This window comes from Acidimicrobiia bacterium (assembly GCA_009694375.1).
In the GTDB taxonomy this organism is placed as follows: domain Bacteria; phylum Actinomycetota; class Acidimicrobiia; order Acidimicrobiales; family VFJN01; genus VFJN01.
Genome location: SHVB01000001.1, coordinates 47277 through 69232 on the forward strand (window position 1 = coordinate 47277; position 21956 = coordinate 69232).

Consider the following 21956-nt stretch of genomic DNA (forward strand, 5'->3'; position numbering starts at 1 on the left):
ATCATCGCATGTATCAGCGATGTATCAGAATCCGGCGGGAGGCAGCCATGGGCTGGAAGGCCATCGGAGACCCCACCGTCCGCAGGCAGCGTGACAAGTGGGTGGTGCGCGTCGATGGAATCGACACCGAGACGGGCCGGCACAAGTCGCGGCAGCTCGGCACGTTCCCGTCCAAGCGAGCGGCAATCAACGCCTCCCGGTCGACATCGTCGGAGGACCTCGTGTCGGAACGGGGCACCCTCGGCTGGCTCGTCAAGCGATACGTCGCGTCCCGCACCGACGTCTCGGTCAAGGCGCGCGAGCAGTACGGGTGGGCGGCGTCGCACATCGAGACGGGGCTCGGTGCTATCCGCGTCGACCGGCTCGAGCGCGAGGACATCGCTCGGTGGCTGGACGAGATCGCCGCGGCCGGCAAGCTCTCGCGGCGCAGCGTCCAGATCTGCCGCAACGTCCTCCGAGCCGCTCTGGCCGACGCTGTCGATGAGGGCCTGCTACGTCGTAGCCCAGCCACGCGCGTGGCCATGCCGCGCCATGTGGCCAAGCCAGTGCGCGAACGAGAAGTCAAGGCGTGGAGCGCCCAGCAGGTCGACGGGTTTCTCGCCACCACGAACGAACATGCGTGGGCGGCGGGGTTCCGATTGGCGGTCCTTTACGGCCTCCGCCGCAGCGAGCTGCTCGCTCTGCGCTGGGACGACTTCGCCGCGAAGGAGGGAACCATCCGAATCGACGAGGGCCTCGTGGCGACCGCAACCGGGGCTACGTGGACCGACGCCAAGAACACCCGATCGCGCCGGGTGATCCCGCTCGACCAGGAGACGGTCAAGGCCCTGGCCGCTCGCAAGCGGGCCCAGGCCGAGGAGCAGCTGCTCGCCGGGGCTGGCTGGAGCGACCAGAACCTCATCTTGACGACGCGCACCGGCAACGCGGTGATGCCCCGGAGCTTCGACCGAACGCTGGACGTGCTCGTGAAGCGGTCCGGCGTTCCCCGCCTCAGCTCCCATGGCCTCCGCCACACCGCCGCCACCCACATGGTGAGCGGGGCGGCTGATCTCGGTGAGCTCCGGGCCGTCGCCGACATCCTGGGGCACAGCCCGGAGATCCTGTTGAGCGTCTACGCCCACGCGCTGCCCGCCAGCGTGCGCGCCGTCGCCGATCGGATCGGCCAACGCAGCGCCGTCCTGCGGACCGAGCCAAGCGGTCCGTCCCCGTCGTGACACCTCATCCAGGTCCGGCACCTTGGTGGAGACTCGCCCTCGTAGGCGTAGCCAACCTTGCGCTCAACAATCAGCCATGATGAGGTGATGGACACCCCACAGCGAAGCGCCGTTCGCCGGACGGTTGTGCCGGTTGCGCTGGGCGCACTAGCGATGCTGGCTGCCCTCGTCGGCCCCGGGTGGCTCTCGGGGGCGGTGGCGGTGGTTGGAGCGCTGGTTGCGGGTGCCTTGAACCCCAACGAACCTGTCCGGGCAGGGGTGCTCACTGTGGCCCTTCCCGTGATCGGTGGGCTTATCCGTGTCCGGACCTGCCCGGCCAACGACTGGGCGCCCCACGCCACGTTCCCGCCGGACTCCTGGTGGGACGCCCTCGACGCGGCCGACCTGAACCCCCCTCGACTCTGAAAGGCCCCGAATGTCCACCAGTGTGAACGACTCCGCCATCGTCGCCGCCCTCGCCACCGGGCTCGGCGACCACGAGACCGCCCGCGTCGCCAACTGCTCCCCCAAGACTGTCCAACGGAGACGGGCCCTGCCAGACGCCACCCGCCGTGAACGTGGCCGCCTTGCGGGTGGTCGTCACCGCCTACGGAGACCTCACCGACCGCGGTGATCTCCTCGACCGCCTCGATGCTCTGGAAGCCGCCCTGTACCGGGACCAACCGCTCCGGGTCATCCGATGAGCCAACGCCCGCCCGATCCGGCTACCCGCGTCGCCAGGATCGCGGCGACCATGGCCTGCACCCGGTGCGAAGGAACCGGGATCGAACCGGCCCACGTGCCGATGCCCCAGTCCCGGAAGGACGAACTCATCGCGGAGATCAGACGGATAGCGGCCCGGATGGAGGTCGACCGGGAGGCCGATGTCAGACGACTAGCGGCCCGGCTGGCCACCGACCGGGTTCCGCCCCCTCCGCAGAGCAGCCCCCGCGTCGGTACGTGAGCCCAGCGGGTCAGCCGAGGGCGGCGAGGTACCTCAGTCCCCGGCGGGGTTCCGGCACCACGCCTGCTATCAGAGCAAGGGGCGACATCGGCGGCCGCTACGACATCGGCGCAGGCCAGGTCGTCGCCGGGGGTCCGCGCCGTCGCCATTTGGCATCAGGTTGGGCATCACGGGCCTCCCAGGAGGAGCCGCCTAGCGTCCAGCATGATGACCCGAACCGAAGTCCTTGTAACCGTCGGTGTCGCGCTGGTCGGAGTAGTGCCGTCGACGCCGGGAGCGCCTCCACCGGCCGCTGACCCGCGACGTTCGACTGTGCGACAAGGGAAGCGTCGACAGGCGCCTCGGGTCGTCGGCCTCCCCTCCTGTTCGCGGGCTCGGGAACAGGAGGGAGCGGCAGAGCAGAGTGGCCACGTGGGAGCCTCGGTGAGCACTGCGCGTGCGGAACCACCGCTCCGGACGACCGCGGCGAGAGGGTCTGTATTGTCGAGCCGATGGTCGAGTGCTCGCTCTGCGGATCGAACGTCTGGCGACATCTCCACACCACGAAGGACGGCGTCGCAGCGTTCACCAAGGCAGCGACCTTCAACATCTGTGGCACCTGCGGTCTAATTACGCGACACCCGGTCCCGGACTCGACCGAGGACTTCTACCAGCTTGAGTACTGGGGGGACCGGCCAACCCCCGATCTCCTGTTTCGCTCCGGGGAGAAACAACGGCAGCAGGCCGAGGCAGTACGCGAAATCACCGGGGACCTGTCCCGCACAATCGTTGATGTCGGATGCGGATTCGGCGCCCTAACCGGCGCCCTGGCTGACGTATTCACGGACGCAAGAGTCGTAGGCGTAGAACCCGACCTGAGGCTCAGTGAACTTCTTGCCGAGCACAATCAGCGACCGAACGTGAGGATCGCGGCCGCCCCCCTTGAACATCTCACCGAGATCGGAGCTGAGGTAGCGGACCTTGTGGTGCTGTCGACGGTGTTCGAGCACCTGATCGATCCGGTCGCTGCGCTCGCGACGCTCAGGGCGGTCACCTCCGAGAGGGGATGGCTTCTCATCGTCGTTCCCGACGTCGATCACCCTGGTCGGTTCGGTCTCGACTGGTTCTTGCGAGATTTCCATCTTCGGTACTACTCCGAACGTACGTTGACGGCGATGCTCGCCACAGGCGGATTTGAGGTGACGGCCCGTCTCGCCAACCCCGTATTCTCCGGCACGGGGGTTCCGTTCCTTGCGGTCCTGGCCCGCCCAGCCGATCGCCCGCCAATGCCCGAGCTGGGAGGTGAGGCTGCCCGCATCGAGAAGCACGTAGATGCCTACAAGAGGCGGACGCGACTCGTGGGACCGGCGCGCTTCGTATGGAACTACCGGCTCCGACGTCCAATCAGCAGGGCGGCCGTCCGCCTCTTGCGTCGCTGATCGCCTACTCAGGCGGGCTCCGGGATCGAACCGGCTCACCTGCCCGTGACCGAGGACCGCAAGGCCGAACTCATCGCGGAGATCCACGGGATATCGGCCCGGATGGAGGCCGAGCGGGAGGCCGAGATCGTGCGGCTAGCGACCCGGATGGCCGCCGACCTGGCGAGCGGGCCTCCCCCGAATCCCGAACCGCTACCCAATGGGCGTCGATCGAAGGCGACCGGGGTGGAGTAGTTCCGCGTCCGTCTCGCCCGGCGGCGCGTGCGGCACTCCGGCAGCTATGCCCGCTTCACCCGGAGTCCTTGCGTGCAGTGCTCAGGGGGTGGTTGTACCAAGTAGCGGTCGATGAGGGGGCCGACTTCATCGGTGCTGGTCGAGCCCGGGAAGCCGATCTCGTCGGATCGACCATCCGCGATCAGGCACCTGTTCCGCGCACCCCAGAACTCCTGAAACTTAGAGTGGTCGCTGACGTCACTGGGCACAAGGAGAACAGCCAATCCGACCGCAACAACTCCGCCGATGGCGGTAGCAACCGTCGCGACGCGTGACATCCGCACTGGCTGGGATGGCACGCAGGCGAGCAGGACGAAGATCAGGGCGATCAACTGGTAGCGGTTGTATACGTTGTCGAGACCGCGGTCGCGTTCCAACGACAGGCCGACCGACCACGTCAAGAGCGCTGCGGTCCACGCAAGCCACGTAGCGCCAGCTCGAATCCCTCGTCGCAGTTGGAACGCTCCGAGGCAGACGAACCCTGCCATCAGTAGCAAGTCGATGTGCCACAAATCAAAGGGGGACAGAGCGACATTCCTCGAAGCCCGCAAGACAGCGACCAGCGTCGGATCGGTAGTGGGCTGGAACTTCGAAGAATCGTGTCTCGTTACTAACCACCAGAGGGCCCAGACCGCCGCGGGGGCCAACGTAGCCACCCACTGACGCCATCGTGCCCGCGTGCAGGCGCAATGCACCAGACACGCAACCGCGACGGCCACGCCTCCTGTCGTGCCCAACAGCGCCAGCGCCAACCCACCGGCCAGCCACCCGCTCTTGTCCCGTCGAAGCGCCCAGCCGCAAACCACTGCCCCAAGCCCAACGATGTAGTGGTTGAGGTTGGCTGCCTGGGTCGCGAAGGTCGGCAGGGCAAGCAGCGCCACGACTCCCCCAGCTGCCAATAGGGGCGAGAGCTGCTCCCGAGTCGTGAGGTACCACGCCACCACGATCGCGAGGAACCACAGCACGGCCGCGACCCGGAACGGCGTGTAGTCGAGCCCGAACACCTCGACGAGCACCCGGTAGTTCCCGATGATCAGGATGCTGAGGTGGTCGTTGTACGGCTCGACCAGCCCGCCCCAGTGTTGACCCTGGACCAGTAGCCCCCAATCATCGCCGGCGAACGACAGCCTCCGGCCAGCCCACAAGACGTAGGCACTGAATGCGACAAGGCTGCCGAGGACCGCCGCGTCCACCACCCGTTCGCCCGCTCGTTCGTTCATCCGTCCTTCGCCCGTCTCACGCGGGCATCCTGCCCGGTATGGGCGCCTCTGTCATGCGGGGGCGGTGTCCAAGCCCCTGGGCCGCCACGCTGCGGGGATGACCCCGCAAGCCCCCAGGAGGGCCTCCGGGGTCATCGGCGTCCAGCCAAGCGGGTCTTGGCCCCCGGGGTGGTGCCTGAGCCCGGACCGATCCGCACGAGGGGCCCCGGGCAACGATGCACGGGGCAGGCGGCCACGGGGCCGTCCGCATGGATCAGGTGCCCTCTGGCGCACTGGTACTGGTACGGCGGGACGTACTTGGCATCGGCTCGCGTGGCCATGGCGATCCTCTAGGCCGTGGTGCCGTTGGCATCACTGTTGGCATCACCGGGGCAGCCGAGACCGGCCGACACCAGCCGACAGAGCCACCGGGTGATGCCCGGAACCCCAGGTAGAGCCGACAAAGGCCGACACCAGCCAACGACCGGAGGTGCTTTGGGAGCAGGAGGTCGGGGGTTCAAATCCCCCCTCCCCGACGGGAACATCGCGAAGATCCGCCGGCGAGGTCCGGTCGAAGAGGGGGGCGGGAGGGACTACCCTCTCCGAAACCCTGCGGGTGTAGCTCAACGGCTAGAGCCCCAGCCTTCCAAGCTGGTGGTGCGGGTTCGATTCCCGTCACCCGCTCCACGCCACCCACCGCAGTTCGTTGGCCGACCCGCCAACCCCACTGGGGCTGGCTTGGCAGCCGCCAGAGTCACCCGATCGGCTGGACGCAATGCGCCGGAACGCTCAAGTAATCCCTGGCTCCCGCCGACAACTTGAGGGCGCACCCAGGCGCACCACATCCAGGAGCTGACATTGTTCAACGCTCACCCCACCACCAAGACTACTGGTCTGACATCGACGCAGAAGCCGATGCACTCATGATGGCCACCACGCAACTCACCGCCTCTGGGCATCCCATCGAGACGCGCCACATCATCGGCTGGTACGCCGGTCGAGGAGTCCGGATCGTGGTGGCGGCCGCCGCCGCCCTCGCCGTCATCGCCACGATTTCGCTCCTGGCGCTGGCAGGCAGCAGTTACCGCCCGATGATTGTGCGAGGCGAAGGCATGGAGCCAACCTTCAATACCGGCGACGTCGTCGTCAGTCAGGTGGTGGCGGCCTCGTCTATCAAAGCGGGTGACGTCGTGACCTACATCGATGGAATGCGCGGAGGCGCGCTGGTCACCGAGCGAGTGCTTGAGGTGACGCCGAGCGACTCCGAGTACTCCTTCACCACGATGGGTGCCGGCAAGACCTCCGTTGAGCACCTCGCCGTTGCCATCGACGGCGAAATCGGTCGGATCACCTACCAGCCCCCCGGGCTTGGTCGGATCCTCGACCTGACCACCTCCCCCTCCACCCGACTCGCGGCCATGGCGGTCGTCGCACTCCTCTTGCTCCGTCCGGTGGTACGACGAGGCCGCTTCGAACTGAACCTCTAGACGGCGGCGGCGGCACCTGGCCCTCATGGGGCTCGGGGCGCCTCCGGCAGGATTCGAACCTGCGGCCATCGGAATAGAAATCCGCTGCTCTGTCCAGCTGAGCTACGGAGGCAGAGCCGAGCGTAGGCCGCGAGGTGGGCCGGTTGATCACGGTTGAGGCGGGGACTTCCCCCTAGCCTATGCTGGCACCTCCCGTGGTGGCCGTAGCTCAGTTGGTTAGAGCGCCAGGTTGTGATCCTGGATGTCGGGGGTTCGAATCCCCTCGGTCACCCCAAACCACTGGTAAGCCAACCACCAGTGGGCTTCGTAGCCTGGGCCAACAACGCCTAGGCTGCTGGCCCACTTGCCCCTCTAGCTCAACTGGTCAGAGCGTCGGACTCTTAATCCGTAGGTTCTGGGTTCGAGTCCCAGGGGGGGTACGCCGTTCCTACCAGGGCTTTCCAGCGCGAAGGCCCTGGTGCGGCGGGGTCCGGCCGGGCGGCGGGGTCAGTCGAAGTTGCCCGACAACACAGCGCTGTTTTTGGACTTCGCCACACCGCCGGCCTTCTCCTGGGTGACCGCCAGACCGGTGACGTGATCTCCCGCCTGGAACACCACCGCCCGGTCGGGGTCTGCTCCCAGCAGACCCAGCGAAATCACCCCAGTATCGGTTACACCCCACAGCTGATACGTCTCCTCGGTCGTGAGGGCCGGGAGGGCCTCGGCGAGGAGGTAGCCCGTCCCGTTTGACAGCAGGACCGCATCCATGGTCATCGTTCCATCGGCGGAGGACAACGCGGCGACACTCGTAGGCAAGATGGCCGCATCAGACTGCGCCGACTCCAAGTCCTGGATACGGGTGTCCTGTCGCACCACTACCGCCCCCATAACCCCGATCAGCACAGCCGCCGCGATGCCCAGCACCGCCAGCGTCACTTGGCTCGGTCGACCCCGCGACAGCCGATCAGCGGCCCCCGCCATCGGCAGCACACCCAGGCGCAGGGCCGGAGGTGAATCCTCTAGTTCACCCACAATGCGTTCCCACAAACCCACCGGGGCATCCTCGCCCGAATGGCCCAACAGGGCGGCGACCTCACGATGGACGAGCACCTCCTGCGCGCAACGCGGGCAGACACCGAGGTGGTCATCGACCAGTTGGCGCTCAGTCTGGTCGAGGGCATGCAGGGCATACACGCCCAGAAGCTCTTCAATGTCCGCATGCTGGTAGTCGCTCACCGGTCCGCTCCTTCGAGCCCCGCAGTAAGAAGGTCGCCGCGCAGCCGCTTCAAGCCGGAGCGAATCCGGCTCTTCACGGTGCCCTCCGGCTGGTTGAGCAGTTCGGCTACTTCCCGGTAGGTGTGCCCACTGAAGTAGGCCAGGGAGATCGCTTGGCGCTCCATTTCCGGCAGCCCCGCGAGGGCTGTCTGCACTTGGTCGGCCACCAGCAGATCAACCACTTCGTGCTCGAGGTCGTAACCCGACTCTGCGGTGCGGCGGGCGTCGCGCTCCTCACGTAATCGGCGAGACGACTCCGCCCGCAGTAGATCAACCGACCGACCATGGCTTTGCGCCAACAGGAACGACCGCAGTGAACCTCGATCCGGATCGAACTTGTCGGGCTGGTTCCAGAGCCTCAGGAACACCTCCTGCACAACCTCCTCCGCCAAGTTGACGTCGACCAGCAGGCGACGGGCCAGCGCAAAGACCGCCCCGGCATGACGCCGATACGCCTCAGCTAACGCGTCTTGGCTGTAGCGCGAGATACCCACCACGAGGACGGCATCGCCGCTGACGCTCAGATCCTCGAGAAAGTTCACACCCGAAGATTCGGCGCCGATGCCACCGCCGGATGAATCAGGCTCAGGCATGATCAAACCGCGAGACAACCTCGACGTGGGACGTGTGGGGAAAAAGGTCGATCAACTCGGCATGGCGGAGTTCGTACCCAGCCTCGGCCAGCAGGCGAACATCCCGGCCGAACGACGCCGGATCGCAACTAATCAGGGCCAATCGACCGGCCCGGGTGGCCGCCACCTTGGCCACACCGCTAGCCCCCAGCCCGGCCCGGGGCGGATCGGCCACCACAACCTCGGCCCGGGCGGCGCCCCAGTGATCTACGTCGGTTTTCACGATCCTCACTCCCTTATCAGCGAGATTCACCCGGGCGTCGGCCACCGACGACGCTCCGATCTCCACCAGGGTGACTGGCCCCGAGGTGGGCAGCGCGCCCGCCAAGAGCCCCACCCCGCCGTAGAGGTCAACCAGGTGACCCCCATCGGCCACGCCCGCCATGGCCGCGCTCACCGCTGCGACTAGCGCCTCAGCCCCGTCAGGCCGGGACTGAAAAAACGAGCGGGCCGAGATCCGCCAACGCCGTCCGGCCAACTCCTCGAAATACCAAGCCCGCCGCCCCGCCTTCAGTTCCCCATCGGTCACCACCCGCACGCCGTCGGGCACGGAAGTGTGGTCGTCGTCGTGACTCACCACCACCAGTCGCTCGCCGGTGCCCGCTCCGGCCCGCAGCACGACCTCGCCATCGGGGAAGCGCCCGTGGGCGATCAGTTCCGCCAGCAGCGGGTGCACCACGAGGCAGGGGTCCACCGGGACCACCGCGTGAGACGACCGAGGCCGAAATCCGAAACGTCCGTCCACGGCCACCCCCCGGACCGAGGTGCGATAGCCCGTGGCGGGAAGATCGGGCCCGAGGCCGATCTCGATCTCCTGGTGCGCCTGCCGCCGGAGGGCATCGGCGACCATGGCCGCTTTGAGGCGACGCTGAGCGGTGGCCTCGATGTGTTGCCAGTCGCAGCCCCCACAGCCCGCCGCCACAAAGCGACAGGGCTCGGCCACGCGGTCGGCTGAGGGCTCGATCACCTGGGTCACCGTGCCACGGGCGAAGTCTTTTTTGGTTTGATGGATATCCACCGCAACCCGCTCACCGGGCAGCCCGCCGGTGACGAAGGTGACCCGGCCGGTCTCGTCGCGGGCCAGCCCATCACCCCCGGCCACCATCCCCGTGATCTCCAGAGTGACATTGTGCACCCGCGAACCCTAGGCGGCGCGCGAGGATGGAGCCGATGAGTGACCACCCTGGCACCGACCGGCCCATCGAGATCGCCCCGAGCGTGCTCCCCGCCGACTTCGCCAAACTCGGTGAGGAGGTAGCCGCCCTGGAAGCGGCGGGCGTGGACCGCATCCAGTGGGACGTGATGGATGGGCGTTTCGTGCCAAACCTCACCTTCGGGCCCGAGGTGATTGCCGCCTGCCGTCCCCACGCCTCGGTTCTCTTCGAGGCCCACCTGATGGTGGAGCAACCCGACAACTTGGCCAGCCGCTACGTCGACGCCGGATGCGGCTTGATCATCGTGCACGCCGAAGCCTGTGTGCACCTGCATCGAACCCTGAGCCACATCGCCGGACTGGGCGTCGGGGCGGCGGTGGCGCTCAATCCGGCCACGCCGGCGGTGGTGCTGACCGACGTGCTGGACCTCGTGGACCTCGTGCTGGTGATGACTGTGAATCCCGGCTTCGGGGGACAGTCGTATATCCCCACCATGGAGCCGAAGATCGCCGAGGTGCGGCGAATGGTGCTGGAGGGCGGCCACGACGTGGACATTGAGGTGGACGGGGGCATCGGTCCGAACACCATCGAGGCGGCCGCGGCAGCGGGCGCCAATGTTCTCGTGGCCGGCTCGGCCCTCTACCGCGACCCCGAGGGTCTGACCCACGCCGTGAGCCAACTGCGCCAGATCGCTGAATCCACCCGTCGATGATCAGGCCCACCCGCCGGGGGCCGCTGCTGCTGCTGCTGCCCCTGGTAGCGGCCCTCGCCTCCTGCACCAGCGACGAGGGGAATACCGAGGCGTTCTGCAAAACGCTGGCGAATGGTCAGCAGTACCCCAGCGTGTTCGAGGGCTTCAACCCCACCGATGCCAACAACGCCCTCGAACGGCTCCGCATCGCCCGCGGGGACCTCGAGGAACTCGACGTCGATGCACCTCGCGAGATCCGCGACGACCTCCGGGTGGAAATCGACTATGTAGAGGCCCTCATCGACGGCGTCGCCGCCCTCGGCGCCGGGGCCGATTCGGACGACCTCACCGCCACCTTCCAAGCCGTGACCACCGATCACCCCAAGGTGCCGGCGGCGGCGGCCGCCTTGGAGACATTCGCCACGGCGGGTTGCCCGGCGGGCTAGAAGGACTCCCCGCGTTTCGTGGAGACGTGATCGATGATCCCGTACTCCTTGGCCTGCGGGGCGGTGAACCAACGATCTCGCTCGGAGTCGGCCTCGATCTGCTCCACCGGCTGACCAGTATGGAAGGCGATCCGTTCGGCCATAAGACCCTTGATGTAGATCAGTTGCTCCGCCTGGATGGCAATGTCACTGGCCTGACCCCGCACCCCGCCGGACGGTTGGTGCATCATGATGCGGGCGTGGGGCAACGCGAAGCGTTTGCCTTCGGCGCCGGCGCACAGCAGGAACTGGCCCATCGACGCAGCCAAGCCCATGCAGATCGTGGCTACGTCGGGCTTGATGAACTGCATGGTGTCGTAGATCGCCATGCCGGCGGTGACCGAGCCGCCGGGGCTGTTCACGTAGAGCCAGATGTCTTTGTCGTCCTCGCCTTCGAGGTAGAGCATCTGGGCGCAGATGATATTGGCGATGTCGTCGTTCACATCGGTCCCCAGGATGATGATCCGGTCTTTCAGGAGACGGTTGTAAATCTCAGAGGTGGGGTTGCCCATCGCACTTTGAGCGCTGGGCATCGGGGGGAAGGATTGGTCGTGGCTCACCCGGATGAGGTTAGCGGTGCGAGGCCGTACCCCCACGCGCTCTATCATTGGCGGGTCGCACCAGTGGCGTAATCTGGCAGCCGCGCAAGGTTTAGGTCCTTGTGAGCTAACGCTCGTGTGGGTTCGAATCCCACCTGGTGCACCCGCCGATAGTGATTTGCTAGCGTTAGCCGCGTGAAGGTCCACGACCTCCCCACCCCCGCGTTGCTCGTGGACATCAATGCCTTTGACCACAATGTGGCCACCATGGCCGCCCGGTGGCCGGGCCAGACGCTGCGCCCCCACGTGAAGGCCTTCAAGTCCACGGCGCTGGCGGCCCGCCTCGCAGCCCAGGGTCACACGGCGTTTTGTTGCGCCACCGTGCGAGAAATGGTGGGGATGGCCACCGCCGGTTTGGGCGATGACCTGCTCCTGGCCAACGAAAGCCTCGACCTGCACCGCCTCACCCCTGCTATCCGTACCGGAGCGGCGCGCATCACCGTGGCGGTGGACTCTGAGGCCACCATTGCCGCCGCCGTCGCCGCCGGGGTCGCGGAGGTGCTCATCGACGTGGAAGTGGGTCTCCCTCGCGGCGGTTGCGACCCGAGCGATGCCGCTCGCCTCGCCGACCTCGCCCGCGCCGATGGTCTGACCGTGCGCGGGGTGATGGGCTACGAGGGACACCTCATGCGTGAACCCGGCGACAGCAAAGCCCAACTGGTGGAGCGATCCATGGCGTTGCTCCTCGATGCCCACGCGGTCGTGGGCGGCGATGTGGTGTCGGGCGGCGGCACGGGCACCTGGGACACGAATACCTGGGTGACCGAACTGCAGGCGGGCTCCTACTGCCTCATGGACACCGAATACGCGCCCCACGCCCCGGCCTTTGCCCAGGCGCTGTTCGTGAACACCACCGTGATCTCGATCTCGGCTAAGGGATGGGCCGTACTCGATGCCGGGCTCAAGGCCTTCGGCATGGACCACGGCGATCCCACCGCCGTCGAGGTGGGGCCGATCTGGTTCGTGTCCGACGAGCACATCACCGTGGGGATCCCCGAGGGTTCCCCCGCACGGGTTGGCGACCGCGTGCGGGTGATTCCCGCCCACGTCGACCCCACCGTTTCGCAACACGAGCGCCTTCACCTCATCGACGGCGACGAGGTCATCGAGGAGTGGGACGTGGATCTGCGGGGCTGGTAGCACCCCGCCGGCCCAGCACCCCGGCCGGGGCCACGGGGCCGCCCTAGAGAAGAAGGGCCAGTTTCCCGAAGGCCCGGGACCGGTGACTGATGGCGTGCTTTTCCGGCGCTGTCATCTCAGCGAAGGTGCGACCGTCGCCCTCAAGCGGGGCCACGATCGGGTCGTAGCCGAAACCGCCCGCGCCCCGGGGGGCCTGAACGATTCGCCCCTCTACCTCGCCCCGCACCACCACCTCGCGGCCATCCGGCCAAACGGCTGCCGCCGCGCACACGTAGCGACAGCCCCGCGCCTCGGGGGGCTCCCCGTCCAGTTCGCGGAGGACCCGGGGGATCCAGTCCCCCTCGGTAGTCCAGCGCGCCGAGTGAATGCCCGGCCCGCCCTGAAGATGATCGATCTCGATCCCCGAGTCGTCGGCCAGGGCCACCTCGCTGACGATGGCCACCAACGCACGGGCCTTGAGCAAGGCGTTGGCCTCGAAGGTGACCCCGCTCTCCTCGGCGCCGGTGTCGGAGGCCACCACCACGTAGCGGTCGCCCAGGATCTCCTGCACCTCGCCCACTTTGTGGGCGTTACCGGTGGCCAACCAGAGGCGCATCAGCGAGGGGCGGGGGGCACGCTGAGCAACTCCCGCTGCAAGGCGAAGATCTCCTCGATGCCAGCGGTGGCTAGGCCCAGCAGCGAGTCGAGTTCGGCCCGGGAGAAGGGGGCGCCCTCGGCGGTTCCCTGCACCTCCACGAACCCACCGAGAGACGTCATCACCACGTTCATGTCCGTGTCGGCCGTCGAGTCCTCGATGTAGGGGAGGTCCAACACGGGCACCCCGTTCACGACGCCCACCGAAATGGCGGCGCACAATGCTCGCAGCGGGTTGGCCTTGATGCTGCCCGCCAGCACGAGACGCTCGAGCGCGTCGTGCAGGGCGATGTAGCCACCACAAATCGATGCCGTACGGGTGCCACCGTCGGCTTGGAGCACATCACAATCCACGATGACCTGCCGCTCCCCCAGCGCCGCCATGTCGCACACCGAACGAAGGGCCCGGCCGATCAGACGCTGGATCTCCTGGGTGCGTCCGGAGGGCTTGCCGTCTTTCACCTCTCGGCGGATTCGCTCCGGCGAGGCCCCCGGGAGCATCGAATACTCTGCGGTTACCCAACCCTTGCCCTTGCCCCGCATCCAGCGCGGCACGTCGTCGTCCACCGAGGCTGTGCACAGCACCCGGGTGTTGCCGAAACTGATGAGACAGGACCCCGCCGCCATGGCGGTGAAGTCCCGTTCGAAGGTGATGGGGCGAAGTTCATCGACGGCACGACCGTCGGGGCGGGAAGCAGACATGTTCGCATCCTCGCAGGCTCCGGGCGTTAGTCCCAGGTGACGGGGTGCACCTCGGCGAGTTCCGGGCCCAACAGCGTTCGGCCCAACTCCTGAAACCAGGCCACATCGCCACTCGAAAACCAGCGGTGATGGCCCGGACCTGACGAGGGCAGACGAGCCAAGGCGGTTCCCTCCAATCGGCGACGAACCTCGAAGGCGGTTTCGTCGGCCGAGGACACGAGCACAACATCACGGCCCATCACATCGCTCAGAACACGGGCCAGGAATGGATAGTGGGTGCAGCCGAGCAGGAGCGCATCCACCCTGGCCTCCCGCAATGGGGCCAGCAACCGCTCCGCCAACCGCGCCACCTCGTCGCTTTGGGTGTCACCGCGCTCCACGAACTCCACCAACCCCGGACAGGCGGCACTCGTGAGTTCGAGGTCGCCCGCCAGGGTGGCCACGGCGTCTTGATAGGCACCGGAGGCCACCGTGCCCGCCGTCCCAATCACCCCTACCCGGCCGCTCTGGGTGGCCAAGGCCAGCGACCGCACCCCGGGCTCAATCACGCCGATCAGCGGCACGTCGACATCCTCTTGCAGTTCGGCCAGACCGGTGGCGGCGGCGGTATTGCAGGCCACGATCACCAGTTTCACGCCGTGCTGCTGCACGAGGTACTCGATGATCTGGCGGGCGAAGCCCCGCACCTCGGCCTGGGGGCGAGGACCGTAGGGGTAGCGGCCGGTGTCGCCCAGATACACGAGGTGTTCGGCGGGCAGGAGGTCGATGAGCGCCCGAGCGACGGTGAGCCCGCCGAATCCGCTGTCGAACATCCCGATTGGGCGGTCGTCCACCCCGCCAGGCTAGGGGGTGCGGGCCGCCCACTGGGGTTCCGTGGTCACCCAGATCTGCATGGAACTCCCCGCGGTGGGACCGGTGGTGGGAACGATCAGACCACCAAAGGTGTAGCCAAGTTTTTCCGGTACCCGGGCGCTGCGATGATTGTGTTCCTCGCAGCGGATCTCGAGGCGCGCCACGCTCTCGAGGCCCAAGCCCGCCGCGGTGAGGGCGGCGGCGGCCTCGGTGGCAAGACCGCTCCCGGCGGCCTCCCGGCGCACCCAATAGCCAATCTCCAACGCCCCCGGGCCCAGGCGGTTGTGGAGCCCGCACCCCCCAATGACCGACCCGGCGGGGTCCAGCATGGAATAGGTGAAGTCCTGGCGTTGCTCCCACAGCAGATCCGCCGCGCTGAAGAAGGTGGCCATGCCCGCCACCGTCGCCGGCTCGGCGGCCCAGGGCATCCAGGGCAAGAGGTGCTGGCGGCTGGCGTTGATGGCGGCGGCCGCCGATTCGGCTCGCTTGGCGTCGGCTCGTTCGAGCGACCGGCCGCCGCGCAGAACAATGCGAGGGGGCGGCGCGACCGGGAGCGGCGGGAGTGACTCGGGGGCAGCGGGCATGACCCGATGCTGGTCGCCGGGCGGCCGCGATGGAAATGGATTGAGGCTCTACGCTGCCGGGGTGGGTGACTTTACGATCTGGCATAACCCCCGGTGCTCCAAGAGCCGGGCGGCGCGGGCGATTCTTGATGAGGCCGACGTGACCTTCGATGAACGCCGCTACCTCGATATGCCTCCCACCCCGGCCGAACTGGAGGCAGTGCTCGACGCCCTGGGCGCGGAGCCGTGGGAGATCACCCGCCTGGGCGAGGAGGCTGCAAAAACCCTCGGCCTACGAACCCTCCCGCACGACCGCGCCGTCTGGATCGCGGTGTTGGTGGCCCATCCGATTCTCATCGAACGCCCGATCGTGGTGAGTCGTGACGGGCGCGCTGTGCTCGCCCGCCCCCCGGAGGTAGTGCGCGACCTGCTCTGAGCAGACCGTCGGATGGCGCCGCCCGGCCGATGGCCGACCACCCCGCGACCAGGCGCAGAGCTAGAAGTAGATGGTGGCCTTGGCCCGGGCCTCGACGGTAGCGATGTCGTCGATCCACACCCCGGCCGAGAGGTACTTCCAGCCGCCGTCACACACGATCATGACAATCGTTCCTTCGTCGATGAGACCGGCGGCCTTCACCGCTCCGGCGAGGATGGCGCCCGAGGAGATGCCGGCGAAGATGCCCACTTCGGTGAGGCGGCGGGTCCATTCGATGGACTCACGCGGCCGCACGATGAGCCGGCGGTTCAGCAGGTCGTAGCCGTCGTTGTCGGTGAACACGGGGGGCACGAAACCGTCGTCGAAGTTCTTCAGCCCATCCACCATCTCCCCCGTCGGCGGTTCGATGGCCCAGAGTTGGACGTCGGGGTTCTGCTCCTTGAGAAAGCGACCCACCCCCATCAGCGTGCCGGCGGTGCCGAGGCCGGCGATGAAATGGGTGATCTCGGGAACGTCACGCCAGATCTCCGGACCGGTGCCCTCGTAGTGGGCCTTGGGGTTGGAAGGATTCCCGTACTGGAAGGGGAACCACCAGTCGGTGTGTTCGGCGGCCATCTCCTGGGCCCGCCGCATGGCGCCGTTGGATCCCTCGCCACCCGGGCTGTCGATGATCTCCGCCCCCCAGGACTCCAACAGTTGACGCCGCTCCACCGACACGTTGTCCGGGAGGACCACCTTCAGCCGGTAGCCCCTCACCTTGGCGATCATGGCGAGGGCGATACCGGTGTTGCCCGAGGTGGACTCCAAGATGACCTGGCCGGAGCCGGGTACCAGGATGCCCTCGCGCTCGGCATCGATAATCATCTGCCGCCCGGCCCGGTCTTTCACGGAACCGCCGGGGTTCTGCCCCTCCAGTTTGGCGAGGATCCTCACCCGCGGATTGGGGCTCAGCGGGGAGATGTCGACGATCGGGGTGTTGCCGATGAGATCAATGGCTGATGCGTAGACGGCCACGGGGGCGCTCCAAGGGGGAAAGTTGACTTCTTCACTAGGGATTCTAGTGGTCGCTTAGGGAAACAACCTCTTCACTGATCTGTCCGGAGACGAGTTGATAGCTGCGCAGCACGGGTGCGTCTTGGCGGAGCGACACGATGACGTAGTGCCATGCCGGGTCCGGGGCTTGCTCCACATCAGTGACCGACGGGTAGGCATCGGTGTGGGTATGGCTGTGCATCACCCCCTGGATCTGGAGGCCGGCCGCCTCGCTGGCCCGATCGATACGGAGGAAGTCCCCGCCGTCGATCGAGTAGACCCGGCTGGAGGCGGCGGCGTTGCGGCAGGGGTGAAATGCCGTCACGCGGTTCGTGCCGGGGGGACCGGCGAAGAGGCCACAGGCTTCGTCGGGTAGCCCGTCGTAGGCGTGGCCCACCATCTGGGCCCACACGGACCGGGTGAGAAAGAGCACGAGGGGCACAGTACCGGTCGGCGGCAGCCCCTCCGGGCCGGTAGCGTACGTAGCCCCATGAAGCCGACCGGCACCAAGCCGATCGCGAGCAACCGGCAAGCTCGCCGCAACTACGAGATCCTCGACACCCTCGAGGCGGGAATCGTGCTGCGTGGGAGCGAGGTCAAGTCGCTCCGGGAATCCAAGGTGCAGATCACCGATGCCTTCGCCCGCATCGACGGCCACCAGGTGTGGCTGCACCAACTGCACATCGCGCCGTGGCTCTACTCCCAATCCCACACCGGCCATGACCCCGACCAAAAACGCAAACTCCTCCTCCACCACCACGAGATCATGCGCCTGAAGGCCCGCGTCGACCCTGAACACCTCTCGCTCATCCCGCTGTCGATCTACTTCACGAACGGCCGGGCCAAAGTAGAACTCGCCCTGGCCAAGAGCCGACGCACGCACGACAAGCGCATCGTGATCACCGAGCGGGATGCCGCCCGAGCCCTCGCCCGGGCCAACCGGGGCGACCGGGGCGAATAACCGAGTGCAGTAGTCACACCCCGGCGGTAGATTGGGGTATCCCCTCGGTGAGGGGAGATCCTTGACATACCCATCCAGGGGCTGATCGGTTTCGACGTTGAGACTGCTCGGCGATTCGTGCGACCAGAGTTGCTCAGACTCTTAAAACGGGGCAAAAAAACAACTGCCAATGAGCAGTACGCCCTCGCCGCCTAGTTCATCTAGGTAGTAGAGAGCACCAGTGACCGGTGACGGCACACGGGGCCAGGCCGCTGCAGCCCGGCAACAGAAGCAGTGGCGGACCGTAGGGAGAGACCACTGACGGCGGGAAAGACCGCTGGCATCGAGGAAAGACTCGGCGGCGAGCACCTTTGCGTGTTCCCCCGACCCGGCGGTGCGCCAGCCGAAGTGGCGTGATCTCGGGAATGGTCGTATCGCGGACGTCGACCGCTTGGCGGACGAGGGTTCGATTCCCTCCAGCTCCACCAGAGAACGACGGGTCTGTTGCATCTGTGGCTCGTCGGGCGCGGCTGACTCCGGGTGGGCACTGGTTCTCGGCTCAGACCGCTCCTGCGAGCTCGTCGAACGCGGCGGCAACGGTGAGGCCCGGACGCGCTTCGATGCCGAGTTCGTAGTGGCCTCGCCGGAGGTTCTGCATGAACGCATGCCCCGACATCACCACCGAAGCCGTGCGGTCGCGTTTGAGGCCACGCATTGGTCGGAGCCAGGCCTTGAGGCGAGCGTGATCTGATTCGACCCGGTTGTTGGCGTACTGGGTGGTGTCATGGTGCGTGGCTGGCAGTTGCTCGACGATGGCTCGGGCCAACGCCCGAGACCGATCAGTGGTCACCTCCTCCGGCGCACCATGCGCCGTGATAGCCGTCGAGAAGAACCGAGACGCGGCCTTTGTGTCACGCTTCTTGGACACGTACACGTCGATGACCTGCCCGTATTGGTCGATCGCGCGGTACACGTATCGCCAGGTGCCAGCGACCTTCAGGTAGGTCTCATCCACGAACCATCGGTCGCCAACGGCGTGGCGACACGGCCGAGCCGCCTCCACTAGCAGCGGCGTGAATCGTTGCACCCACCGATAGAGCGTGACGTGATCGACCTCGATCCCACGTTCCGCCAGCAGCTCTTCAAGGTCTCGGTACGACAACCCGTACCGGAGGTACCAGCGGACGGCGAGGAGGATCACCTCCGGTGGGAACTGGAAGCCAGCGAAAGCTGAAGGCCTCTGCTGGATGGGGCGAACAGGCTGGCGACGCTTCATGCGACCAGCCTCACCCATCGACTGGTTCCCCTCTGACATCACGCCACGGCCAGATGCAACAGACCCGGTCTTCGTACTGGAGGGTTCGATCTGGTGCGGCGACCGCCTCTGCCCCGCCGGCACCCACATCGAACTCCCCCACGGCGCCGCCTTCGGCCCATTTCGCGCCGGACCGAACGGCGTCACCATGTTTGAGGTGATGCTGGGTGACCCCCGCTCCTGGGGCGATCAACCCGAACAGGTCGACGCGCTGCGGGCCGAACACGGCGTGACCGAGTTGCCCGATCCCGCCATCGACCTCCCCGGCTGGCTCCAGGACCTTCGCACGGCGTGGACACCCGATGGCAACATGCCCGAATGAGCGACACCCCCCCCACCGCCCCCACCCCCGCCATCCCCGCCGCCACCGTGGTTCTCGTACGCGACGGCGCTGATGCCCTCGAGGTGCTCATGCTGCACCGCACCTCTCAGGTGGCCTTCGGAGGCATGTGGGTATTCCCCGGCGGACGGGTAGACGACAGCGACCGTCGCGCCGAGGACCGCTCCGACGCCGCGGCCGCCCGACGCGCTGCGGCCCGCGAAAGCCTCGAGGAATGTGCCCTCGCCGTGGATCCGCACGACCTGGTGCCCCTCTCTCACTGGACTCCCCCGGCGATCACCCCGCGTCGCTACGCCACCTGGTTCTTTTTGGCTCGCGCCGGCGAGGGGAACGTGGCGGTGGACGGCGGCGAGATTCGCGACCATGCCTGGCTCGCCCCGGCCGAGGTGTTGGCCCGACGGGACCGAGGCGAAGTGGACCTCGCCCCCCCCACCTGGATGACTCTCACCGACCTCAGCCCCCACCCCGATGTGACCAGCGCCCTCGCCCACGCCGCCCAACGCTCCCCGGTGCCGCACTACGAAACCCGCTGGGCCGAAGTTCCCGGCGGAGCCGTCGCCCTCTGGGACGGCGACGCCGGTTACGCCTCCGCCAACCCCGGCCTCGATGGTCCCCGCCATCGGCTCTGGATGCTGCAGGACCGCTGGCGGCTCGAGCGCAGCTGATCCCCGACCCGCCGCCGCCTCCTACTTCGCCGCTTCTCGGGCCAGCCATCGGTCGATCAAGGAACGAGCGATGCTCATACCCGGCGGAATCATGGGCAGCGCATCGGGCCGGTACCAGTGGGCGTCCACGATCTCCACGCCGTCGACCACGATGTCGCCCGAAGCCCACTCCGCCTCGAAGCCAAGCATCAACGAGTGCGGGAACGGCCACGGCTGACTCTGCACATAGCGCACGTCGCCCAGCGCCACCCCCACCTCCTCACGCACCTCCCGGCGAACAGTTTCCTCCAAGGTCTCCCCCGGCTCCACGAAGCCCGCCACGCAGCTGTACATCGGCACCGGAAAGGCTCGCCCGCGCGCCAGTAACGCCTCCCCGTCGCGTTCGATGAGGACAATCACCGCCGGAGCCAGGCGCGGAAAGGCCAGCAGCCCGCACGCCCCACAACGCCTCGACCGCTCCCCCGGGGTCGGGTCCGTACCGGAGCCGCAGCGCCCGCAGAACCGCGTGGTGCGGTCCCACTCCACCAACTGCACCGCCCGTCCCGCCAACGTCCAGCGCAGATCATCCACCCGCCCGTAGAGACCCATCAGGGGCACCATGGCGTCCAGATCCACACCGGGCGCCGCGTTGCCATCCAGGTCGATCACCCAGCACGCCGCCCCATCCAGGATGCCAACCACCTGACGCAACGCCTCCGGCGCCACATCGTCGGGATGCTCGTCCACCACCATCACCTCGCCGCCCCGCACCACCACCGTGATGGCACCGGAAACATCCTCAGGAAGCACCAGCGCAGGCACAAAGCGGGCATCGGTCACGTAAGGATCCCTCCAGATTCGACGACGAGGCTCGCATCATCGCGGCTACGCACCACCACCACCACCCCAGCGACGATCAGCACCGCCGCCGGCCAAACCGTCGCCGGGGGCACTTCTCCGAACGCCAGGTAGGCAATCCCGGTGGCGCGAAGGATCTCGAACAGAACCGCCCCGGCTACCGCCGGTCTCTCGACGCAGGGCGAGGGGCAGACATCACGTTAGATTGTGGCATCACCACCACGAGCGAGAGCGATACCCATGGCGCCCCCCACCCCCGACGACCCCTCGCACACCAAGGCCCGCCGGCTCGCGCGGATCATCGAGCCCGTGGTGGGCCAAGTGTTCTTTTCTCCGGAATGCCACGCCCGTTACGCCCACTTGGGGTTCGACCCCAGTCCGGGGACCATGGACAACGGCGTGGCTCTGCCCGATGGTCCCGCCTATTTCACCAGCCGCGGATCCGCCCTTGGCCAAGCCCCCGGCGAAGTCGTGGCGGCCGCCTTCGGCGTGTTCAACCCGGAGATTGTGGTGTCCTCGGTAACCCTCGGGTGGACCCGCACGAACGCCGACACCATCGCCCATGAACGCCTGGCCGGGGCCGTCGAGCAACTCGAACGTATTCTCGGCCCCGCCCCCGCCGGGATCGAGCGGGCCGTGGCCCTCCTCACCAAGGCCACTGCCCCGCTCGATCCCTGTGGGCGGGCCCTCTTCGCCGGCACGCTCGCCCAACCGCTCCCGGGCACCCCGCTCGGCGACCTCTTTCGGCTCGGCGATCGCCTGCGCGAGTACCGCGGCGACAGCCACACCGCAGCATGGGTATCGGCCGGGCTCGATGCCGTCGAAATCGGGCTCCTGACCGAAGGGTACTGGGGCCTCCCGGCCCGGAGCTACATACGCACCCGGGCTTGGAGCACGACACAACTCGACGCCGCCCAAGCCCGCCTCGAGACCCAGGGCTACCTCCGCGACGGCGCCCTCACCACCGCAGGGCGGACCTTTCGGGAACAGATCGAACACGCCACCGATGCCCAGATGGCTCCCGCTCTGTTGGCCCTCGGCGACGACTTCTCCGACCTCGAAGCCATCCTCACCCCCTTGGACCATCAGGTGATGGAGGCCAACGGCTACCCGGCCTCCCCACTGGCCATCGCCCCCCGGTCCTGAGCGGCC

General features: G+C 67.4%; 26 protein-coding genes, 5 tRNA genes and 1 other RNA gene. 18 read left to right on the forward strand and 14 right to left on the reverse strand.

Annotated elements, in window-relative coordinates:
* Positions 1–8: 8 nt before the first annotated feature.
* From EXQ71_00225 to EXQ71_00240, 4 genes are all read left to right on the forward strand, one after another.
* Positions 9–1214, forward strand: a complete 1206-nt coding sequence (locus EXQ71_00225; protein MSO85933.1) for a site-specific integrase — start codon at positions 9–11, stop codon at positions 1212–1214.
* A gap of 87 nt (positions 1215–1301) precedes the next feature.
* Positions 1302–1619 carry a hypothetical protein gene (locus EXQ71_00230; GenBank protein MSO85934.1) on the forward strand — a complete coding sequence of 106 codons (318 nt, stop codon included), beginning with the start codon at positions 1302–1304 and terminating at the stop codon, positions 1617–1619.
* A gap of 1029 nt (positions 1620–2648) precedes the next feature.
* Entirely contained in the window at positions 2649–3575 is a 927-nt protein-coding gene (locus EXQ71_00235) for a class I SAM-dependent methyltransferase (GenBank protein MSO85935.1), read from the forward strand.
* Positions 3576–3620: 45 nt separating this feature from the next.
* Positions 3621–3809 (forward strand): hypothetical protein, encoded by a 189-nt coding sequence (locus tag EXQ71_00240; GenBank protein MSO85936.1) that lies wholly within the window; start codon positions 3621–3623, stop codon positions 3807–3809.
* A gap of 44 nt (positions 3810–3853) precedes the next feature.
* Here the strand turns inward: EXQ71_00240 and EXQ71_00245 are convergent, their stop codons facing one another.
* Positions 3854–5041 carry a hypothetical protein gene (locus EXQ71_00245; GenBank protein MSO85937.1) on the reverse strand — a complete coding sequence of 396 codons (1188 nt, stop codon included), beginning with the start codon at positions 5039–5041 and terminating at the stop codon, positions 3854–3856.
* Positions 5042–5659: 618 nt separating this feature from the next.
* On the opposite strand from EXQ71_00245, the gene EXQ71_00250 reads away from it, so the two are divergent.
* Positions 5660–5734, forward strand: a tRNA-Gly gene (locus tag EXQ71_00250).
* A gap of 236 nt (positions 5735–5970) precedes the next feature.
* Positions 5971–6534 (forward strand): signal peptidase I, encoded by a 564-nt coding sequence (locus EXQ71_00255; protein MSO85938.1) that lies wholly within the window; start codon positions 5971–5973, stop codon positions 6532–6534.
* 35 nt (positions 6535–6569) lie between these two features.
* Here EXQ71_00255 and EXQ71_00260 read toward each other — a convergent pair.
* Positions 6570–6646: transfer RNA gene (locus EXQ71_00260), tRNA-Arg, on the reverse strand.
* A gap of 85 nt (positions 6647–6731) precedes the next feature.
* On the opposite strand from EXQ71_00260, the gene EXQ71_00265 reads away from it, so the two are divergent.
* Both EXQ71_00265 and EXQ71_00270 read left to right on the forward strand, forming a co-directional pair.
* Positions 6732–6808: transfer RNA gene (locus EXQ71_00265), tRNA-His, on the forward strand.
* A gap of 71 nt (positions 6809–6879) precedes the next feature.
* A tRNA-Lys gene (locus EXQ71_00270) sits at positions 6880–6953 on the forward strand.
* Between the two features lie 67 nt (positions 6954–7020).
* On the opposite strand, the gene EXQ71_00275 is transcribed toward EXQ71_00270, so the two are convergent.
* From EXQ71_00275 to EXQ71_00285, 3 genes are read right to left on the reverse strand one after another with little or no spacing between them, the layout of a single operon-like run.
* Positions 7021–7749, reverse strand: a complete 729-nt coding sequence (locus tag EXQ71_00275) for a hypothetical protein (protein MSO85939.1) — start codon at positions 7747–7749, stop codon at positions 7021–7023.
* Positions 7746–8381: a sigma-70 family RNA polymerase sigma factor gene (locus EXQ71_00280; GenBank protein MSO85940.1), complete on the reverse strand. Its 636-nt coding sequence runs from the start codon at positions 8379–8381 to the stop codon at positions 7746–7748. The genes EXQ71_00275 and EXQ71_00280 overlap by 4 nt, the downstream gene beginning before the upstream one ends.
* A complete protein-coding gene (locus tag EXQ71_00285) occupies positions 8374–9555 on the reverse strand; it encodes a class I SAM-dependent RNA methyltransferase (GenBank protein MSO85941.1) in 1182 nt (393 codons plus the stop codon). Before EXQ71_00285 ends, EXQ71_00280 begins: the two co-directional genes overlap by 8 nt.
* A 35-nt stretch (positions 9556–9590) precedes the next feature.
* Here EXQ71_00285 and rpe point away from each other — a divergent pair, with 35 nt between their 5' ends.
* Both rpe and EXQ71_00295 read left to right on the forward strand, forming a co-directional pair.
* Complete coding sequence (rpe, locus tag EXQ71_00290; GenBank protein MSO85942.1) at positions 9591–10286, forward strand: ribulose-phosphate 3-epimerase; 696 nt, start codon at positions 9591–9593, stop codon at positions 10284–10286.
* The gene (locus EXQ71_00295) at positions 10283–10711 is read left to right on the forward strand and encodes a hypothetical protein (GenBank protein MSO85943.1); all 429 of its coding nucleotides are present in this window, start codon (positions 10283–10285) and stop codon (positions 10709–10711) included. The genes rpe and EXQ71_00295 overlap by 4 nt, the downstream gene beginning before the upstream one ends.
* Here the strand turns inward: EXQ71_00295 and EXQ71_00300 are convergent.
* Positions 10708–11283 (reverse strand): ATP-dependent Clp protease proteolytic subunit, encoded by a 576-nt coding sequence (locus EXQ71_00300; GenBank protein ID MSO85944.1) that lies wholly within the window; start codon positions 11281–11283, stop codon positions 10708–10710. The two genes, EXQ71_00295 and EXQ71_00300, sit on opposite strands and share 4 nt — an antisense overlap.
* 84 nt (positions 11284–11367) lie before the next feature.
* Here EXQ71_00300 and EXQ71_00305 point away from each other — a divergent pair.
* A tRNA-Leu gene (locus EXQ71_00305) sits at positions 11368–11455 on the forward strand.
* Positions 11456–11484: 29 nt separating this feature from the next.
* Positions 11485–12489, forward strand: a complete 1005-nt coding sequence (locus tag EXQ71_00310; protein ID MSO85945.1) for a metal-activated pyridoxal enzyme — start codon at positions 11485–11487, stop codon at positions 12487–12489.
* Between the two features lie 43 nt (positions 12490–12532).
* On the opposite strand, the gene rdgB is transcribed toward EXQ71_00310, so the two are convergent.
* Genes rdgB through EXQ71_00330 form a run of 4 tightly spaced genes read right to left on the reverse strand, consistent with a single transcriptional unit; the run spans position 12533 to position 15260 of the window.
* Positions 12533–13084 carry an RdgB/HAM1 family non-canonical purine NTP pyrophosphatase gene (rdgB, locus tag EXQ71_00315; GenBank protein ID MSO85946.1) on the reverse strand — a complete coding sequence of 184 codons (552 nt, stop codon included), beginning with the start codon at positions 13082–13084 and terminating at the stop codon, positions 12533–12535.
* On the reverse strand, positions 13084–13824 hold the full coding sequence (locus EXQ71_00320; GenBank protein MSO85947.1) for a ribonuclease PH: 741 nt from the start codon (positions 13822–13824) through the stop codon (positions 13084–13086). The genes rdgB and EXQ71_00320 overlap by 1 nt, the downstream gene beginning before the upstream one ends.
* 26 nt (positions 13825–13850) lie before the next feature.
* The gene (locus EXQ71_00325) at positions 13851–14657 is read right to left on the reverse strand and encodes a glutamate racemase (GenBank protein ID MSO85948.1); all 807 of its coding nucleotides are present in this window, start codon (positions 14655–14657) and stop codon (positions 13851–13853) included.
* Positions 14658–14666: 9 nt separating this feature from the next.
* A complete protein-coding gene (locus EXQ71_00330) occupies positions 14667–15260 on the reverse strand; it encodes an N-acetyltransferase (GenBank protein MSO85949.1) in 594 nt (197 codons plus the stop codon).
* Here EXQ71_00330 and EXQ71_00335 point away from each other — a divergent pair.
* Positions 15259–15675 carry an arsenate reductase family protein gene (locus tag EXQ71_00335; GenBank protein MSO85950.1) on the forward strand — a complete coding sequence of 139 codons (417 nt, stop codon included), beginning with the start codon at positions 15259–15261 and terminating at the stop codon, positions 15673–15675. The two genes, EXQ71_00330 and EXQ71_00335, sit on opposite strands and share 2 nt — an antisense overlap.
* A gap of 60 nt (positions 15676–15735) precedes the next feature.
* Here EXQ71_00335 and EXQ71_00340 read toward each other — a convergent pair whose 3' ends face one another.
* Positions 15736–16689, reverse strand: a complete 954-nt coding sequence (locus EXQ71_00340) for a cysteine synthase family protein (GenBank protein MSO85951.1) — start codon at positions 16687–16689, stop codon at positions 15736–15738.
* 43 nt (positions 16690–16732) lie between these two features.
* Complete coding sequence (locus tag EXQ71_00345; GenBank protein MSO85952.1) at positions 16733–17140, reverse strand: M67 family peptidase; 408 nt, start codon at positions 17138–17140, stop codon at positions 16733–16735.
* A 57-nt stretch (positions 17141–17197) separates the two neighbouring features.
* On the opposite strand from EXQ71_00345, the gene smpB reads away from it, so the two are divergent.
* Together smpB and ssrA are read left to right on the forward strand one after the other, a co-directional pair.
* Positions 17198–17668, forward strand: coding sequence for an SsrA-binding protein SmpB (smpB, locus tag EXQ71_00350; protein ID MSO85953.1), 471 nt, complete (start codon positions 17198–17200; stop codon positions 17666–17668).
* A 77-nt stretch (positions 17669–17745) separates the two neighbouring features.
* Positions 17746–18135: a transfer-messenger RNA gene (gene ssrA, locus EXQ71_00355) on the forward strand.
* A 71-nt stretch (positions 18136–18206) separates the two neighbouring features.
* On the opposite strand, the gene EXQ71_00360 is transcribed toward ssrA, so the two are convergent.
* Positions 18207–18923: an IS6 family transposase gene (locus EXQ71_00360; GenBank protein MSO85954.1), complete on the reverse strand. Its 717-nt coding sequence runs from the start codon at positions 18921–18923 to the stop codon at positions 18207–18209.
* Here EXQ71_00360 and EXQ71_00365 point away from each other — a divergent pair.
* Together EXQ71_00365 and EXQ71_00370 are read left to right on the forward strand one after the other, a co-directional pair.
* Complete coding sequence (locus EXQ71_00365; protein MSO85955.1) at positions 18922–19284, forward strand: hypothetical protein; 363 nt, start codon at positions 18922–18924, stop codon at positions 19282–19284. The two genes, EXQ71_00360 and EXQ71_00365, sit on opposite strands and share 2 nt — an antisense overlap.
* Complete coding sequence (locus EXQ71_00370) at positions 19281–19967, forward strand: NUDIX hydrolase (protein ID MSO85956.1); 687 nt, start codon at positions 19281–19283, stop codon at positions 19965–19967. Before EXQ71_00365 ends, EXQ71_00370 begins: the two co-directional genes overlap by 4 nt.
* A 21-nt stretch (positions 19968–19988) precedes the next feature.
* Here EXQ71_00370 and EXQ71_00375 read toward each other — a convergent pair whose 3' ends face one another.
* A complete protein-coding gene (locus EXQ71_00375) occupies positions 19989–20699 on the reverse strand; it encodes an NAD(+) diphosphatase (GenBank protein MSO85957.1) in 711 nt (236 codons plus the stop codon).
* Between the two features lie 345 nt (positions 20700–21044).
* Here EXQ71_00375 and EXQ71_00380 point away from each other — a divergent pair, with 345 nt between their 5' ends.
* The gene (locus tag EXQ71_00380; protein MSO85958.1) at positions 21045–21950 is read left to right on the forward strand and encodes a hypothetical protein; all 906 of its coding nucleotides are present in this window, start codon (positions 21045–21047) and stop codon (positions 21948–21950) included.
* The last annotated feature ends 6 nt before the right edge of the window (positions 21951–21956 follow it).